Origin of the sequence: Gemmiger formicilis, from assembly GCF_900167555.1 — a bacterium.
GTDB lineage: Bacteria > Bacillota > Clostridia > Oscillospirales > Ruminococcaceae > Gemmiger > Gemmiger formicilis.
In genome coordinates, this window is sequence record NZ_FUYF01000003.1 from 243043 (window position 1) to 259949 (window position 16907).

Genomic DNA, 16907 nt, shown 5'->3' on the forward strand with positions numbered 1-16907 from the left:
CATTTCGCATTATTTTTTCAGTTTCAGATATAATTTTCCGTAAGGCAGCGGCAGCGGTACGGCACGCTGCAAAAAGCCGATCTTCCAGCGTGCCTCCGCAAAGTCACGCCTTGCCTGCCGCGGGTGGGTCAGGTAGTGCGCTGTGTGCTGCGGCGCAGCCAGCGGATAGGTGCCGCCGTCCTCAACCGTCAGGTCACCGAGCAGATCCAGCTGTAAAGCTGTCGGGCTTTCCACCAACCGCAAAAACGGGGCAATGGCCCGCTGCGGCGGGATGGGCTGGCCGTTCAGCACGCTGTCCCGCCAGGCGGCGGCAAAGCGGCGCACGCCGGATTGGATCTGTACAATGCGCGGCTCGGCGGGCTGCCTGGCCGTGCGCACACGGACGATGCCCCTCTTCTCCGCGCAGTAGCCCAGCGTAGCCCCGACATCCTGTGAGAGCAGGCGTTCGAGCATCGGCTGACCCGCCCAATACAGGCGCGGCGCGGGCTTGCCGTCAAACAGGAATACTTCCGTTTGATCGGGCGCAAAGCGGGTGCGCAGCCGGTCATCCGCCGAGAGCTGCAGCCCGTGCAGCGGAAATTGCAGCAGTCGCTCTAACAGCAGCTGCGTTGTACCACCGCTGCCGATGTCAACAAGGAAATCGCCGGGGCGGATGCCCTGCGCAGACAGATAGGCTGTGACCGCGTCGGCGGCGTCCGGGCGGGGCAGCTGCCGCAAAAAGGCGTGCAGCGCTTCCCTGTCCGGCTGCTTCAAATCAAGCTGTCTGTCCGCCAGCTCAGGCGGGCAGGTCGTGCCGCAGTATTCGGCGATCTGCGCACCGGTCAAAGTCTGCCGCGGCAGGGCGGCCAGCACTGTGGCCCAGTCCCCCGCCGCCAGAAACGCCGGAGCCAGGCTGCGGCGGGAGACCTGTAAATAGCCGGTCTCCTCCTGCGGGTAGAGCGTGTGATAGACGTCCCGCATCAGGTACATATCACGGGCGAGAAAATACAGCCGGGCCTCCGGGCGGGCGGCACGGCGCGCGTGCAGCCATTGGCAGAATGCCGCTGCCAGCGGTCCCAGCACGGAAAAGCCGAGGGACTCACCGTCAGATCGCTGCTGCGGCAGACGGTTCTCCACAAAAGCCGCAGCGTCATCCGCAGGTGCAGGCGGCGTCGGCAGATGCCAGGCGGTGATGCCCGCCAGCGTGGCCCCGGCCACATCGGCGCGCCAGCTGTCACCGATGAAAAGCAGCTGCTTCGCTGTGAGGCCGGTTTCCTGCAAAAAGCGCTTGAACAGTCTGCCGCTGCGCTTCTGCACGCCGTAAGTGCAGGAGACAAAGCCGCCGTCAAAGCAGGGATAGCCGCAGCGGCGCAGCATCGCGTCGATCTGCGTCTGCGGCAGGTACATATCGGAGATATAGTAGAGCTTTTTCCCCTGCTTTTTAAGCGTTTGCACCGCATCCAGCACGGGCTTGTTCGCCGCACAGGCGGCCAGCTCTGCAGCACACTCCGCCGCTGCGTCATAGCGGGCAAGGCACGGGCGGGCGTAGATTTCAGCCAGCGTTACTTCCCCGCTTTGGGCGGCGCGGGCCTCACGCTCGGCCCGGATGCGGGCAGCGTAAAAATCGTCGCCCATCAGGCGGAAAAGTCCTGTCGGCACAGCAACGTCGCGTTTTATAAGCGTGTCAAACACGTCAAAGGCGACGGCGTCAAAGTGCGCAGCTTTATGGCAAATTTGTTTTGTCAGGTTCATGGCAGGTACGGTATCTGCGGGCGGAACCGCACCCCGGCGGCAAAGCCCTTCCAGATGATTTTTATGCGCTCGGCGCGGCAGCCCTGCCTGTCACGCAGGACCTGTACGGTGTGCCAGCTGTCCTTGGCCAGCAGCCACAGCCAGCCGGACAGTCCCTCCCGGCGGTAGAGCACCACATCGTTGCGGTAAAAATAGCGGTAGCGTGCCCAGCGGGCGGGCACATCCCTGGCAATGTTCACGACGCCGGGGTTCTGCATGGCGTGCACGACCCGGCTGGCCGGGATGACATAGCAGGGCTTTGCGCGGGAAATGCGGCGGGTGTACTCCCAGTCGTCGGACCAGATGAAGAACTCGGCAATCGGCAGGCCGAACTGCCGCACGGCTTCGGTGCGCAGGAACAGCGAGACAAAGCTCGCCATTACGGCGGGAACCTCCGCCACATCGAAGCCGTCAATATCGCGGTACATCGTTTTGCGCTGCAGGTTCATCGGCTGGTCGGTGCCGTCCGGGGCGAGTGCCCTGCTGGACAGCCAGCCGCAGTCGTCGCCGTGGGCGGCATCGGCGGCCAGCAGGGCGGCCAGCGCGTCCGGCTCGGGCAGCGTGTCGTCGTCCATGATCCAGACGGCCTCACATCCCAGCTCCGCCGCGGCGCGGATGCCGTAGGCAAAGCCGCCCGCACCGCCGAGGTTTTCCCCCGGATTGCGGCAGACCAGCCCAGGCATTGCCAGCGTCTTTATATAGTCCGCCGTGCCGTCAGTGGACGCATTGTCCACCAGCAGCACCGTAAAGCCCTGCACGGTCTGGGCACGCAGGGCGGCCAGGCATTGTTTGAGCAGCGGCAGACGGTTGTAGGTCACGACGATGGCCGTGACATTTCTTGCGTCAAGCATCTTTTTTCGGGAAGAATTTGCGCTTGAGGAAGGCTGTGCCCTTGCGCAGCCAGTTCTGGTGCTCCATGTAAACGATGCTCAGTTCCTCAAAGCTGATGTTGTTCGTGGTGAGCCAGGCGTCCAGCAGGCGCTCACTCACAAAGCCAAAGACCCGGCGGTCATTGACCGTGTAGCCCGTCATGTCCAGCTCCCGCTCAAGCTCAAACAGAATGTCGAACAGCCAGGTGCAGTAGTGCTGCAAAAGTTCCTTCTTCATGACGAACATGTTGAAGTGGTGGCCGTGGGTCTTGGACATATACAGGTCATACGCGGGCAGGTACTCGGGGCATTTGCGCGCAATGATGGCGCGGGTCACCTCCAGATCCTGCTTGTGATGGGCGTGGATATACTGGGTGTAGTTCGTCTCAATAAAATAGTGGCGCTCCTTCGGCAGGACGACGTTCGTCGTAGCCAGAATGCTGCAGAGCTCCTCATGGCTGATGACACGCGACTTCTTGTCCGCAAAGCGGCTTTTGCGGCGGCTGGCAAAATAGCGGCGGTAATGCACGATGCCGATATAATCGGAATCGATGTTGTGCGCCGCCCAGTACAGGCCCGTCAGCTCGCAGAAATTTGCGTTGCGCTCCGAGATATTGTCGCCGGTATCATCGCCGATATAGCCGCAGGCCGGGTGGACGGCATGGCCCATCTGTACCGGAAGGTACATCGGGTCATCCGGCACCCAGTACGGTTTATGCGTTGCTACGATAATGGTGGTCTGCAATGTGTTCTACCCGCCTTACATACATTCCTATACTCTTTTTCCTGGTGAGCTTGCTAAACCTATAGTATAACGCTTTTTGGCAGGAATACAAGTTACAGAACGGTAAAAAGGTCATTCGCCCTCGTTTTCAAAGGTTTCCTGCTCCTCGGCCAGCTTTTCCCACTCGTCGTAGAGCTCCTGCTGGTGGAAGCGGGTGTCGTCAAGCTCGTCGCATTTGTCGCGCAGCAGCAGATGGTCGCGCAGGACCTCGGGGTCGTTGATCTCATTTTCCAGCTCGACAATATGCGCACCCAGCTCCTCGATCTCGCTCTCCACCTTTTTCAGGCGGGCGCGGACCTCGGCGCGGTGCTTGCGCTGCTCCTTGCCGTATGCCTGCTTTTTGGCAGTGTCATCGGTCTTTTGCTGCTCCTGGGTTTTACCGGCGTCACGGTTTTGCAGGGCGGCAAAGCTCGGGTAAAACGTCGCTTTGCCGTCCTCCAGGTACATGATCGGGCAGCCCAGCGTCTGCATCAGGTAGCGGTCATGGGTGACGAGCAGCAGTGTGCCGGTGTAGGCCGCCAGCGCCTGGGTCAGGCTCTCGCGCATGTAGATGTCCAGGTGGTTCGTCGGCTCGTCCAGGAACATCAGGTTCGGGCGCTCGAGCGCCAGCTCAGCAAAGCGCAGGCGGGCCAGCTCACCGCCGGACAGCGACGCACAGTCCTTAAAGACCTCCTCACCGCGGTAGCCGAAGCGTGCCAGATGGCTGCGGACCTCGAGCTCGGTAAAGCGCGGGTACTGGTTCCAGATAGCGTCAATGACGCGGCCTGCGCGGCGGGCCTGCTGCTGAGTGAATACGCCCGGCTTGGCGCCGCTGCCCAGGCGGACCATACCACCCGACGGGCGGCGCTTGCCGTCCAACACCTGCAAAAGCGTGGACTTGCCTGCGCCGTTGGGACCTGCAATGACGAGCTTGTCCCCGCGGTGAACGACGTAATCCAGGGCGTCGATGAGGGTGCGTTCACCGATATGGACGCTCAGATTCTTCATGATGACCAGCTCGTCATAGGGCTCAATGTCGTACTCAAAGCGAAAGTTCAGCTCCCACGCCTCAGTGGTCGGGGCCTCGACGATCTCGAGCTTTTCCAGCTGCTTGCGGCGGCTCTGGGCCATCTTCGTCGTGGAGGCGCGCACAAGATTACGGTCCACGTAGTCCTGCAATTTGGCAGCTTTTTCTACAGCGGCGTCATGCAGCTTCTGCTGGCGCTCGTCAGCGGCCTCGCGCTGGGGCAGATAGGCCGAGTAGTTGCCGCGGTAGGTCTTGATGCTCTTGCCGCGCAGCTCCCAAATGCGGGTGCAGACGGCGTCGAGGAAGTAGCGGTCATGGCTGACAACGAGCACCGCACCGCGGTAGGCTTTCAGATAATTTTCGAGCCACTCCATCGTTTCCAGGTCCAGATGGTTCGTCGGCTCGTCCAGGATCAGCAGGTCGGGGCGCTCCAGCAGCAGCCGTGCCAGACGTAGCCGGGTCTGCTCACCGCCCGAAAGCACGCCCGCCAGCTTTGTCCAGGTGTCGGCGGGAAAGCCCATGCCGTTGAGCACCTTTTTGATCTGGGTGTCCATGTTATAAGCGTCCATCGCGTCGATGACAGCGGTGCAGTGGGCGATCTTTTCGGTCAGTTCCGCATTGTGCGGGTCTGCGGCCAGCTGCTTTTGCAGCGCGTCCATCTCCTGCATGGCGTCAAGCGCCGGGGTAAAGACCAGCCGCATTGTGGCATAGATGTCCAGTGACGGGTCCAGCCGGGCGTTCTGTTCAAGGTAGCCGGTAGTCACGCCGGTGCCGAACGCGGCATCTCCGGCGTCGGGCAGGCTCTCGCCGCAGAGGATCCGCAAAAGCGTCGTCTTGCCGGTGCCGTTGGCACCGATGATGCCGATACGATCCCCGCGCTCGACACCTGCATTTACATCACGCAGTACCTCGTGTTCGCCGAAGCTCTTGCCTAAGTTTTGAAGTTCCAACAACATAGCGGTACATCCTCAATTCCAAAATGATGCCGCCGCCTGACAAACGGGCAGCGGCAGTGCGCCCTTGCCTTACAGCAGGGCTTCGTTGCTGTGGCGGCGGTTGCGCACACCGATATTTTCTAGTTCCTCCGGCTCCATCACGATGCGGTAGAGCTCCTCATAGGAGCTCACCGTATATTTGGGCGTGATGCCGGACTTGTTTTCAAGATTGCCGGGGTTGAACCAGCAGGTATCCACGCCGGCGTTCAGGCCGCCCTTGATGTCGGCCAGCAGATCGTCGCCGACCATCAGCACACGGCTCTTGTTCGTGATGCCGAGGTCACGGAAGGCATGCTCAAACAGCTTGGCGCTGGGCTTGGCCGCGCCGACCTTCTCGGAAATATAGATGCCGTCCATGTACCTGTCGATGCCGGAGGCCGCAATGCGGGACTCCTGCACGGCAATGGCACCGTTCGAGACGAGGGCCAGCGTGGCGACCTCGCTCAGCTCCTCCAGCGCGGTCAGTGCGCCGGGCAGCAGGTCGGCATGGGTCGCCAGCAGCTCCTCATAGCGGTCATTCATGGCCTTGCCCTTGCCGTTGTCGGGCAGCTGCATGGCCTGCATGAAGCGGGAGAAGCGGATCTGGAACAGCTTCTGCTTGTTCAGCTGGCCTTTGGCCAGCGAATCCCACAGCTCGCGGTTGACCTTGTGGTAGGTATCATAAGTGGCCTCGTCGTGGGGCAGCTCGTACTCGGCGAGCATATCGGTCAGGGCCTGGCGCTCTGCGGCGTCAAAGTCCAAAATCGTATTGTCAACGTCCAGAAGGACGCAGGTATAAATTGCCATCTTTGTAACCTCGTATGCTTATTGCGGTGTGGAATCGGCGGAGGTCGACTCCGGCATCGGCGTGGGCACAGCGGTGGGTTCCGGCGTAGCCGCGGCGCTGACAGTCAGCACAAAGACGCTGTCCGCACCGTTGTTGACCGCGTGGATGTGGTAGGTGCCGGGCTCGTTGGCCGTGAAGGTCACCTGCGTGCCCGTTGTGCGCCAGGAGGTCTCCTCGCAGCCCCAAAGCGTGTCGCCGCTGCCGTTTTCCACGGTAGCCGTCAGCGTCGTACTCTGGCCTGCGGTCAGCGTGCCTGTGCCGCTGATGTTGATCGTGGTGGCCTCGGCCTCCACGGTGACGATCAGCTGTGCCGTCGAGAAGGTGCCGTTGATCTCAATGCCTGCCTTGATCGTGTAGGTCCCGGCAGCATCGGGCTTGAAGGTCAGGCTGCTGCCGTTCTTCTCCATCTCATCGTTGATGGACCACTGGACGTTCGCGGCGTCGTAGGCCTTGTTGCCCAGCTTGACCGCGGCATTGACAGTCAGGCTTTCGCCCTGCTTGATCGTCGTATCTCCCTTGTCCAGCGTCAGCTCGACGCGGGCGTCATTGAACATGGCCTTGACGGAGATGTCCTTGGTAATATTGTCATAGCGGGTCGCGGTGGTGACGCCGTCGCTCCACTTGTAGAACACAAAGCCCTCCGCCGCCACTGCCGTGACGTTGACGCTTGTGCCGGAGTCGGCCTGAATTTCGACGCTGGACACGCCGGTCTGGCCGTTGCCGGTCAGCGTGCCCTTGGCGCTGTCCTCGACCTCATAGCTGGCCGTGAACTTCGTCGGCGTCGAGGTCGGCACCGGCGTGTTGCTGCCTGCGGAGGCCGACGCACGCTGCGGGATGTCCGACGTGTCGGGACGGCTGTCCATCGTATTGCAGGCGTGGCTCTTGGCGTACTCCAGCAGGGCGCGTGCGCCGGAGGTGCTGAAACCGTTGGATTCAAAGTAGGTGCCCTCGCCGTAGCCGCGGGTGTTTTTAAGGGCCTCGGCGGTGTTCAGGTACTTGAAGCCCAGATCGCTGCTGGCCGCCGCAATGGCCTGGTTGAACTGGTCAATGCGGGTCTGGGTCTCGGCAGCGTTCGTGCTGTCCTCGGTAACGGGCGGGATGCCCACCGCGATGATGTCGCAGTAGGCGTAGGCCGAGCGGATGCTCTGCAAGAACTGCTTGTAGTCAGCAATGAAGGAGTCCACACTGACCGAGCCATCCACATCGTTCGCGCCCAGCACCACAAAGACGCGGCGGGCCTTCATCTTGGGGATGGCCTGCGGGATCGTGTAGCTGCTGGCGTCCGATGCAAAGTTTACACAGGAGGTGGACAACGCCTTGGAAATCTGCAATCCCTCCTGCCCGACAAACTGATTCAGCGTGATGCGGGTGTCCTTCTGCAGCGTCACGGCGTACTGGTCACCCGCAAAAATGCTGGCCGTAATATAGGCGTCATCCGCCGCGCTCTGCGGCAGGATGGAATCCAGCGTCGTATCCAGCGGGTAGGCGTCCGGGTCGTAGGAATCCTTCCCGCCTGCAAACAGGCCCAGCTTCGTCGGCAGCACCCATGCCGCCAGAATGCTCATCACAACGGCCAGCGCGCACAGCGCCAGCACCACACACGCTTTGCGCTGTGTCGGGCTCAGGCCTTTTTTCTCCTCATTACGTTCTCTGCTCATCGGGAACGGCAACCTCCTTAATTATCGAAAGCGGGCGTACCCATGGCCACAACCCACCTAGTATACATAGTATGAATTATATCATATTTGCCGGGCTTTGAACATGGTTTTCAAAAAATTGTCACGTATTACAATTTTATTACAAGCAAAAAGCCCGGGATTTGACATCCCGGGCAAAATTGGGTTCGATTTCAGGAAAGCAGCATTCTGTCGTTGGCAAGCTCGCCGTCGCTGACCTGCTCAAAGCGCTGCAGCAGGTCGCTGACCTGCAGGTTCTTCTTTTCCTCGCCGCGCACATCGTAGATGACGTGACCCTCGTACATCATGATCAGGCGGTTGCCGTACTTGATGGCATCCTTCATGTTATGGGTGATCATCAGGGTGGTCAGGTGGTTTTCCTCGACGATCTTCTCGGACAACGTCAGCACCTTGGCCGCGGTCTTGGGGTCAAGGGCGGCGGTGTGCTCGTCCAGCAGCAGGAGCTTGGGCTTTTTGAGGGTCGCCATCAGCAGCGTGACAGCCTGGCGCTGACCGCCGGAGAGCAGACCGACCTTGCTGGTCATACGGTTTTCCAGCCCCAGATCCAGCGTTTTGAGCAGCTCGTAGTATTCGTCGTGCTCCTTCTTCGTGATGCCGATCTTGAGCGTGCGGGCAAGACCCCGGCGGGCCGCCAGGGCCAGGTTCTCGTCGATCTGCATCGTCGCGGCAGTGCCCATCATCGGATCCTGGAACACGCGGCCAATGTACTTGGCACGCTGGTGCTCGGACAGGCGGGTCACATCCTTCCCGTCAATAATGATTTTGCCCATATCCACCGGCCAGACGCCCGCGACGGCGTTCAGCATCGTGGATTTGCCCGCGCCGTTGCCGCCGATGACCGTGACAAAGTCGCCATCCTCCAGCGTCAGATCCAGTCCCTTCAAGGCGACCTTCTCATTGACGGTTCCTGCATTGAAGGTCTTGTATACATTCTTGATCTCAAGCATTGTCCTTGCCTCCCTTTTTCACGGGTACTTTGGTGAAGTATTTGCCCTTCCAGTACGGGATGGTCAGGAACACGGCCACGACCAGCGCGGTCAGCAGCTTGAGGTCATCGGTGGACAGACCCATGCGCAGCACGAAGTTCATAACGATGTAGTAGATGATCGCGCCGATGACAGCGGCGGTCAGCTTGAGCGCAAAGTTGCGGAAGATCTTGCCGAAGATGACCTCACCGATGATGACGGCGGCCAGACCGATGACGATGGCGCCGCGGCCCATGTTGATGTCCGAGAAGCCCTGGTACTGGGACAGCAGACCGCCAGCCAGCGCCACAAGGCCGTTGGAAACCATAAGGCCGAGCACGATGGTGACGTTCGTGTTGATGCCCTGGGCGCGGGCCATGTGCTGGTTTGCGCCGGTAGCGCGCAGCGAGCAGCCAAGCTCCGTGCCGAAGAACCAGTACAGCACACCGATCAGGACCGCGCAGAAGATGAGCAGCACGAAGATCGGGTTGTTGAGCGCCAGCGCGCGGACATAGCGGGCCGAGACCAGCAGGCTGTACTTGTCCACACTGATGGGCAGGTTTGCCTTGCCGCCGCCCGTGCCGGTGCCCATGATGCGCAGGTTGATAGAATACAGCGCCAGCTGGGTCAAAATACCGGCCAGAATTGCCGGGATGCCGCAGGCCGTGTGGAACAGACCCGTGACAAGGCCCGCCAGCATACCGACCAGCGTGGCTGCCACAAGGGCGACGCCCACAGGCACGCCGTTGAGCACCAGCACCACGCAGACCGCGCCGCCCGTGCCGAGGGAGCCGTCAACGGTCAGATCGGCCACATCCAGAATGCGGTAGGTAATGTACACGCCGATGGCCATGATGCCCCAGATGAGGCCCTGCGCCACAGCGCCGGGCATGGAGTTTACCAAAGAGGTCAGGAAATCCATAAAAACATCCTCATTTCGTAAAGCATCAAAACAGCGGGGAAAGAGAGTAATCTCCCCTTCCTCGCTGTTATGATGATTTTCAGTCGCTGTTCAGTTCAATCAGCCGATAGCCACGTAGTCGGACGGCGGGGTGATGCCCAGCGCCTCGCAGTTGGCGGCGTTGTACTTCTTGGTCACGTTCGGAGCGAACTCAACGGGCATCGCAGAGACGTCCGCGCCGTCCGCGAGGATCTTGGCAGCCATCTCACCGGTGGCGTAGCCGAGGTCGTAATAGCTGATGGAGAGCGTTGCAACGCCGCAGCCGGAGCAGATGCCTTCCTCACCGGCCACAACGGGGACCTTGGCGGGGATGACAACGTTTGCGATGGCTTCGGTGTTGGAGGCTGCGGTGTTGTCAGTGGGGATGTAGATGACGTCGGAGTTATCGGCGGCAGTCTGGGCCACGGAGGTGACGTCGTTCGTATCGGTGAAGGCATAGCGGGCAACGGTGTAGCCCTCCTCGGTCAGGTAGCCTTCAATGACGTCGCACTGGTAGACGGAGTTCGGCTCTGCACTGCAGTAGAGCAGACCGACGCTCTTGGCATCCGGGAAGAGTTCCTGGATCATGGCTGCCTGCTGGTCCAGCGGAGCCAGGTCAGAGGTTCCGGAAATATTGTTGCCGACAGTGCCGGTCCAGTCGCTGATGTCCAGCGCGGTGGCGTAGTCAGTGATGGAGGTTCCCAGCACCGGGATGTCGGCAGTCGCCTGTGCGGCGGCCTGCAGCGGTGCGGTGGCGTTGGCAAGGATCAGGTCAACGCCGTTGGAGACAAAGCCATTCACAATGGTGGCGCAGTTGGCGGAATCGCCGGAGGCGTTCTGCTCGTCAAATTTGACGCTGCCCTCGCCCAGCTTCTCGGCCAGAGCATCCTTGAAGCCCTGAGTAGCGGCATCCAGCGCTTCATGCTGGACAAGCTGGCAGATACCGATGTTATAGACCTTGCCATCCGCAGCGACGGTGCTGTCAGCAGTGCTTGCAGCAGCCTCGGTGCTGGAGGCGGTGTCCGCAGCAGAAGCGGCGGTGTCGGTGGATGCGGTGGAGCCGCAGGCGGCCAGACCCATGGTCATGGCGGCTGCCATCATAAGGGAAACTGCTTTTTTCATGTCTATTCCTCCATAGTACCTGCTGCGCAACCTTTTTGTTTCAGGTGTACACCCGCGTCTCCTCACGCGGGTCCCTCCTGCGCAGCCGGTTTAGTGCTTTAAAGTATAGCACACTTCACCGGTTTAAAGCAAGCGCAAATACGTATAATGCGTCCTGTGATTTGCAGCATTTTTTGGTTATGTTGACGAATATCCAAATTGATGCCCCGTAGGGGCGGATCCCATATCCGCCCGCGGTAGTTACCGCAGGCTGCGCGAGTACATATAGAATGCGCCCCTGCGGAGGCAAACAAAAAGCCCCAGCTTGCAAATAAGCTGGGACAACTTTCGGTGTTATTCCGCAAAACAGGCGTTTTCCGCCTTGGCGATCAGCTCCACAAAGCGGTGGGGGTTGCTGGCTGTGCGCAGGCTTTCCACAAGGTCGCTGCGGCTCAGAAGGTTTACGAGCCGCGCCAGGATCTGCAGATGCAGGCTCTCACTGCCCGGCGGAACAGCGATCATGAACACAAGATCCACGGGTTCCCCGTCCGGTGCGCCCCAGTCGACACCGCGGCGCAGCAGCAGCGCCGAGATGCCCGGTGCGGACACGCCCGCGTTGCAGGCGTGGGGCAGCGCAATGCCGCCCCCGATGGCCGTTGTGCCGCCGAACGTTTCCCGGTAGCTGACCGCATTGTAGTAGGCATTGCCGTTGGTGATAACGCCGATGCCCTCCTGCAGCTCGACCAGAATGCCGAGCGCGTCGGCAGAGTTATCGATCTTTGCATAGAGCAGTACGCCCTTGGGGTTCATCAGTTCGCTGACCTTCATCGTCAAACCTCACGTCCTTCGGCTCTGCTGATCAGGCTGTACAGATACTCCCCCACTGCGCCCTCGGCGCAGGTGCAGGTCGTCACATGGTCGGCGGCAGCCTTGACCTCTGCCGGTGCGTTGGCGACAGCCACGGCGTAGCCGGCCTCCCGCATGATCTCCAGGTCATTGTAGTAATCACCGATAACGACGGTGTTCTTCATGGATTTGCTCATGAGGGCGCACAGGTCATGCAGACCGCTGGCCTTGCTGACGCCGCTGGGCATGATCTCTAAGTAAATGCTGTTCGTGGCCAGGAAGTAGTTTTCCCGCCCGTAGTACCGCGTCTTGGCGTACTGGCCCAGTTTGCGGATGCTCTCCGGGTCGGAGGCAAAGACGACCTTGACCCAGCCGTCGGGCACACTCTCCACCGGGCAGGCAATGCTGCCGAGGTGCTCGTCCACCTGATGGGCGTGGGTCACCTCATTGGCATGGATGACGAACATCTCGCCGTTTCCGGCCATGACCTCCACGCCTATATGCGGAAACTTGTTCAGGATGTCAAGGATGGCCGTCGTCGCCTGCTCGCGGTTCAGCGTTGAGCGGTGCAGCACCGACTCGGCGGAGAAATCATACAGCAGCGCCCCGTTGCAGGAGATGGCCGGCAGCGACAGGCGGATGTTCCCCAGCGCCGCGCGGATGGACTCCGGCGGGCGGCCCGTTGCCACCGTGAAAAGCCCCCCCATGCCGGTGTACAGCTGGATGACCGCGCGGTTGCAGGCGGGGATGCCCTCCTTGGCCGTCAGCAGTGTATTATCCATATCACAGATCACAAGGGTATCGCTTAGGGGTGGTTTCATGCGCGATGTTCCTTTCTTAACCGTGTCAGAAACTCTGTAAAATAGGGCGGCAGGGGCGAATCAAACTGCATCCACTCCCCTGTCCGCGGGTGGACAAAGCCCAGCTCCTTGGCGTGCAGGCACTGGCCATTCAGCGATTTGATGCAGTTTTTGGGGCCGTACACAGCATCCCCTGCCAACGGATGCCCCGTCGAGGCCATGTGTACACGAATCTGATGGGTGCGCCCGGTCTTTAATTTGCACGCAATGTAAGTGAAATTGCCGCAGCGTTCCAGCACCTGCCAGCCCGTGTAGGCATACTTGGCCCCCGCCGCGTTCTCGGCCAGGACGGCCATTTTCTTGCGGTCCCGCGGGTCGCGTCCGAGCCACTTTTCCACAAAGCCCTCGTCCTCCTTGAGGTTACCGTACACCACGGCATGGTAGACGCGGTGGATGCTGTGTACGCTCATCTGGGCGCTGAGCGCCTGATGGGCGGCATCGTTTTTGGCAACGACGAGAAGGCCGCTCGTGTCCTTGTCAATGCGGTGGACGATGCCCGGACGGATGGCCCCGCCGATGCCCGACAGCTGCCCCGCGCAGTGGTAAAGCAGCGCGTTGACGAGCGTGCCGTCCGGGTTGCCGGGGGCCGGGTGCACGACCATGCCCTTAGGCTTGTTGACAACGAGCAGGTCGTCGTCCTCGTACACAATGTCCAGCGGGATGTTCTGGGGCCGGGCCTCGATGGGCTGCGGGTCAGGCAGGTCGATGGCGTAGATTTTGCCGGGCGCCACCTTATCCTTTTTGTTGACGGGCGCGCCGCCGCAGGTCACAAGCCCCTGCTCGATCAGATTTTGCAGCGCACTGCGGGACAGCGTCGGGCACTGCCCGGTCAGCCAGGCGTCCAGGCGTCCGCTGTCGCCGGGGGCTGCGGTAAGCTCAAGCCGCTCCATCTTCGTCCGCCTTTGGCTCTGCGCTCTTATCCTTTTTGAAAGAGTCCAGCAGCACGGCGAGCATCAGCAGACCGACGCCGACACAGACGCAGATGTCCGCAAAATTGAAGATGGCAAACCGCATGAACAGCACATTGATGTAGTCCACGACCACACCGTTGAGCACGCGGTCAATGAGGTTGCCCACGCCGCCGCCCAGTACCAGCGTCCAGGCTGCGCGCTCTGTCAGCGGCATTTTGCGCACGAACAGCATGATAAGGACAGCCAGCAGCATGACCGACGTCATGCCGATGAGCAGTCCCTGCTTACCGGCCAGCATCGAAAACGCCATGCCGTCATTCAGGCAGTAGCGCAGCTCCACAACGCCGGGCAGCACGTCCATGCTGCCCACCGGCAGCAGCGCCGCCGTGGCCCAGTGCTTGATGAGCTGGTCAATGACGACCAGAATGGCCGCTCCTGCCAGCGATAACAAACCAGAAATCATACAACACCTTATCCGAAAAAATCAGCGGTGCTTAAACGTATAAGCACCGCTGACGGTAGAGTAAATTTACTGCTTCAAGACCTTAGCGCAGCGCGGGCAGAGGCCGTCCTCACCGACGGTGGTCTCGTACTTCCAGCAGCGCAGGCACTTGTTGCCAGCCGCATGGGCAGCGCTGACGCCGAGACCCTCGACCAGGCCCTTGACGCCGCCCTCACCCTCGACAAGGTCAACGTGGGAGACGATGAACAGGTCAGCCAGCTCATCCATCGGGATGGCGTTCAGGAAGTCGTAGACCTCCTTGCTGCAGTACAGCGTCAGACCGGCCTCCAGCGCAGAGCCGATGACCTTATCGGCACGGGCCTGCTCCAGCACCTTCTTGACATCGTCGCGGATGGCCATGATGCGGTCCCACTTAGCTTCAAACGCCTCATCGGCGGCAGCCTTGGCCTCGGGCATCTGCTCAAAGACAACATAGTCCTTCATGCCGTCCAGCTTCGGGATGTAGCTCCAGATCTCCTGGCTGGTGAAGCACAGGATAGGTGCCAGCAGCTTGGTGAAGTCGACCAGGATGCGGTATAGCGCGGTCTGGGCACAGCGGCGTGCGTGGTCATCTGCGCAGTACAGACGATCCTTGATGACGTCCATGTAGAAGTTGGACATATCAATGACGCAGAAGTTGTACAGTGCGTGGTAGGCACGGCTGAAGTCGTAGTGCTCGTAGGCATCGCGCATGGTGGCGGTCAGCTTGTTGCAGGCCTCGAGCGCCCAGCGGTCGATCTCGAACAGCTGGTCATCATCGACCATATCCTTCGCGGGATCAAAGTCGCTGATATTGCCCAGCATGAAGCGGGCCGTGTTGCGCATCTTGCGGTACGCCTCGGACAGCTGGCGGAAAATTTCCTTACCGGCGCGGACGTCGACGGTGTAATCGCTGGAAGCGACCCACAGACGGATGATGTCAGCACCGTAGTCGCGGATGATCTCACTGGGCTCCATGCCGTTGCCGGCGGACTTGTGCATCTGCTTGCCCTGGGCATCGACGACCCAGCCGTGGCACAGAACCTCGCGGTACGGGGCCACACCCTGGGTGGCGACGCTGGTCAGCAGACTGGACTGGAACCAGCCGCGGAACTGGTCGGCACCCTCCATATACATATCAACGGGCCAGCGCAGCTCGGGGCGCTCACGGCAGACAGCGCTCCAGGTGGAGCCAGAGTCAAACCAGACGTCCATGATGTCGGGGTCCTTCTCCCAGTCGGAGGCACCGCACTCGCAGACCTCGGTCTTGGGCAGGATGTCGTTGGCATCGTACTTGTACCAGGCGTCGCTGCCCTCCTTGCGGAACAGGTCGGACACAGCCTTGATGGAGGCATCGGTGATATGGTACTTGCCGCACTTCTTGCAGTAGAATACCGGGATGGGCACGCCCCAGACGCGCTGGCGGCTGATGCACCAGTCACTGCGGTCACGGACCATACCGGCCATGCGGTCATGGCCCCACGCCGGCTGCCAGTGCACGCTGTCAATGGCCTTGTAGACGTCCTCCTTGAAGGCGTCGATGGAGCAGAACCACTGCTCGGTAGCACGGAAGATGATGGGATGATGGCAGCGCCAGCAATGCGGGTACTGGTGGGTGATGTGCTGCACGCCCATCAGATGGCCGCTCTCCTTGATGTGCTCCAGAATGACCTTGTTGGCGTCCCAGACCTTGAGACCGGCAAACTTCTCGCCCGCCTCGGCGGTCAGGCGGCCCGCGTCGTCCACGGGAACGACAACGGGAACCTGCGGATAGTGATTGACGCAGACCTCAAAGTCCTCAACACCATGGCCGGGAGCGGTGTGGACGCAGCCCGTGCCGCCTTCCAGCGTGACGTGGTCACCCAGAATGACCAGACCCTTGCGGTCAAGGAACGGATGCTGATACTGCATGAGCTCGAGCTCACTGCCGAGAACAGTCTCGGGCAGGACCTCGTACTCGTCGATATGGCAACCCTTCATCGTGGACTCAACGAGCTCGCGGGCCATGATGTGGTAGGCGTCACCGATCTTGACGAAGGCATATTCCAGATTGGGGTTCAGGCAGGTCGCGACGTTGGCGGGCAGCGTCCAGGTGGTGGTCGTCCAGATGACGATCCATGCCTTGTCCAGCGGGATGTTATGCTTGGCCAGCACGCCGTTGGGGTCGTCGGTCAGCTTGAAGCGGACATAGATGGAATCGCACTCGTCCTCGGCGTACTCGATCTCAGCCTCGGCCAGGGCGGTGCGGTCCTCGGGGCACCAGTACACGGCCTTCATGCCCTTGTAGATGTAACCCTTCTTGGCCATCTCGCCGAAGATCTCGACCTGGCGGGCCTCAAACTCGGGGCGCAGGGTCAGGTAGGGGTTCTCAAAGTCGCCCTGCACGCCCAGACGCTTGAACTGCTCGTTCATGACGCCGATGTGCTCGGTGGCAAACTCCTTGCAGATCTGGCGCAGCTCCAGCTTGGAGACACCGGCCTTCTTGTCGCCGAGGGAGCTCAGCGCCTTCAGCTCGATGGGCAGGCCGTGGGTGTCATAGCCGGGCACGTAGGGTGCCTGGAAGCCGGACATGTTCTTATAGCGGATGATGATGTCCTTGATGATCTTGTTCAGGGCCGTACCCATGTGGATATTGCCGTTGGCATACGGAGGGCCGTCATGCAGGATGTACTGCGGCTTGCCCTCATTGTTCTTAATCATCTGCTCATAGACATGGTTCTGCTCCCAGTCCTCGAGCATTTTGGGTTCCTTCTTCGGCAGACCGGCCCGCATTTCAAACGGGGTCTGCATCTTATGGATGGTGTCGTTGTAGTTCTGCGCCAAAGTTTCCTACTCTCCTCTATTTATTGGATTCTT

The 16907-nt window shown here is 60.7% G+C and carries 14 protein-coding genes; all 14 read right to left on the minus strand.

Annotated features, from left to right (window positions below):
- Window positions 1-9: 9 nt before the first annotated feature.
- The 14 genes from B5D32_RS04340 to ileS all read right to left on the minus strand — a co-directional run bounded on the left by B5D32_RS04340 (window position 10) and on the right by ileS (window position 16874).
- Window positions 10-1731, minus strand: coding sequence for an HAD family hydrolase (locus tag B5D32_RS04340; RefSeq protein ID WP_078783874.1), 1722 nt, complete (start codon window positions 1729-1731; stop codon window positions 10-12).
- Entirely contained in the window at window positions 1728-2621 is an 894-nt protein-coding gene (locus B5D32_RS04345; protein ID WP_078783875.1) for a glycosyltransferase, read from the minus strand. Before B5D32_RS04345 ends, B5D32_RS04340 begins: the two co-directional genes overlap by 4 nt.
- On the minus strand, window positions 2614-3384 hold the full coding sequence (locus B5D32_RS04350) for a DUF4422 domain-containing protein (RefSeq protein WP_143402668.1): 771 nt from the start codon (window positions 3382-3384) through the stop codon (window positions 2614-2616). Before B5D32_RS04350 ends, B5D32_RS04345 begins: the two co-directional genes overlap by 8 nt.
- A gap of 111 nt (window positions 3385-3495) precedes the next feature.
- The gene (locus B5D32_RS04355; RefSeq protein ID WP_078783876.1) at window positions 3496-5385 is read right to left on the minus strand and encodes an ABC-F family ATP-binding cassette domain-containing protein; all 1890 of its coding nucleotides are present in this window, start codon (window positions 5383-5385) and stop codon (window positions 3496-3498) included.
- A 69-nt stretch (window positions 5386-5454) separates the two neighbouring features.
- Window positions 5455-6210, minus strand: coding sequence for a YjjG family noncanonical pyrimidine nucleotidase (locus B5D32_RS04360; protein ID WP_078783877.1), 756 nt, complete (start codon window positions 6208-6210; stop codon window positions 5455-5457).
- 18 nt (window positions 6211-6228) lie between these two features.
- Window positions 6229-7908, minus strand: a complete 1680-nt coding sequence (locus B5D32_RS04365; RefSeq protein WP_078783878.1) for a GDSL-type esterase/lipase family protein — start codon at window positions 7906-7908, stop codon at window positions 6229-6231.
- Between the two features lie 191 nt (window positions 7909-8099).
- A complete protein-coding gene (locus B5D32_RS04370; RefSeq protein ID WP_078783879.1) occupies window positions 8100-8894 on the minus strand; it encodes an ABC transporter ATP-binding protein in 795 nt (264 codons plus the stop codon).
- Window positions 8887-9834 carry an ABC transporter permease gene (locus B5D32_RS04375; RefSeq protein ID WP_078783880.1) on the minus strand — a complete coding sequence of 316 codons (948 nt, stop codon included), beginning with the start codon at window positions 9832-9834 and terminating at the stop codon, window positions 8887-8889. The genes B5D32_RS04370 and B5D32_RS04375 overlap by 8 nt, the downstream gene beginning before the upstream one ends.
- A gap of 99 nt (window positions 9835-9933) precedes the next feature.
- On the minus strand, window positions 9934-10974 hold the full coding sequence (locus B5D32_RS04380; RefSeq protein ID WP_078783881.1) for an ABC transporter substrate-binding protein: 1041 nt from the start codon (window positions 10972-10974) through the stop codon (window positions 9934-9936).
- Window positions 10975-11307: 333 nt separating this feature from the next.
- Window positions 11308-11781, minus strand: a complete 474-nt coding sequence (locus B5D32_RS04385) for a PTS sugar transporter subunit IIA (RefSeq protein ID WP_078783882.1) — start codon at window positions 11779-11781, stop codon at window positions 11308-11310.
- Between the two features lie 2 nt (window positions 11782-11783).
- On the minus strand, window positions 11784-12620 hold the full coding sequence (locus tag B5D32_RS04390; protein ID WP_078783883.1) for a Cof-type HAD-IIB family hydrolase: 837 nt from the start codon (window positions 12618-12620) through the stop codon (window positions 11784-11786).
- Window positions 12617-13549 carry an RluA family pseudouridine synthase gene (locus B5D32_RS04395; RefSeq protein ID WP_078783884.1) on the minus strand — a complete coding sequence of 311 codons (933 nt, stop codon included), beginning with the start codon at window positions 13547-13549 and terminating at the stop codon, window positions 12617-12619. The genes B5D32_RS04390 and B5D32_RS04395 overlap by 4 nt, the downstream gene beginning before the upstream one ends.
- Window positions 13536-14033 carry a signal peptidase II gene (lspA, locus tag B5D32_RS04400; RefSeq protein WP_078783885.1) on the minus strand — a complete coding sequence of 166 codons (498 nt, stop codon included), beginning with the start codon at window positions 14031-14033 and terminating at the stop codon, window positions 13536-13538. Before lspA ends, B5D32_RS04395 begins: the two co-directional genes overlap by 14 nt.
- Window positions 14034-14099: 66 nt before the next feature.
- Window positions 14100-16874 carry an isoleucine--tRNA ligase gene (gene ileS, locus B5D32_RS04405; RefSeq protein WP_078783886.1) on the minus strand — a complete coding sequence of 925 codons (2775 nt, stop codon included), beginning with the start codon at window positions 16872-16874 and terminating at the stop codon, window positions 14100-14102.
- Window positions 16875-16907 lie beyond the last annotated feature (33 nt).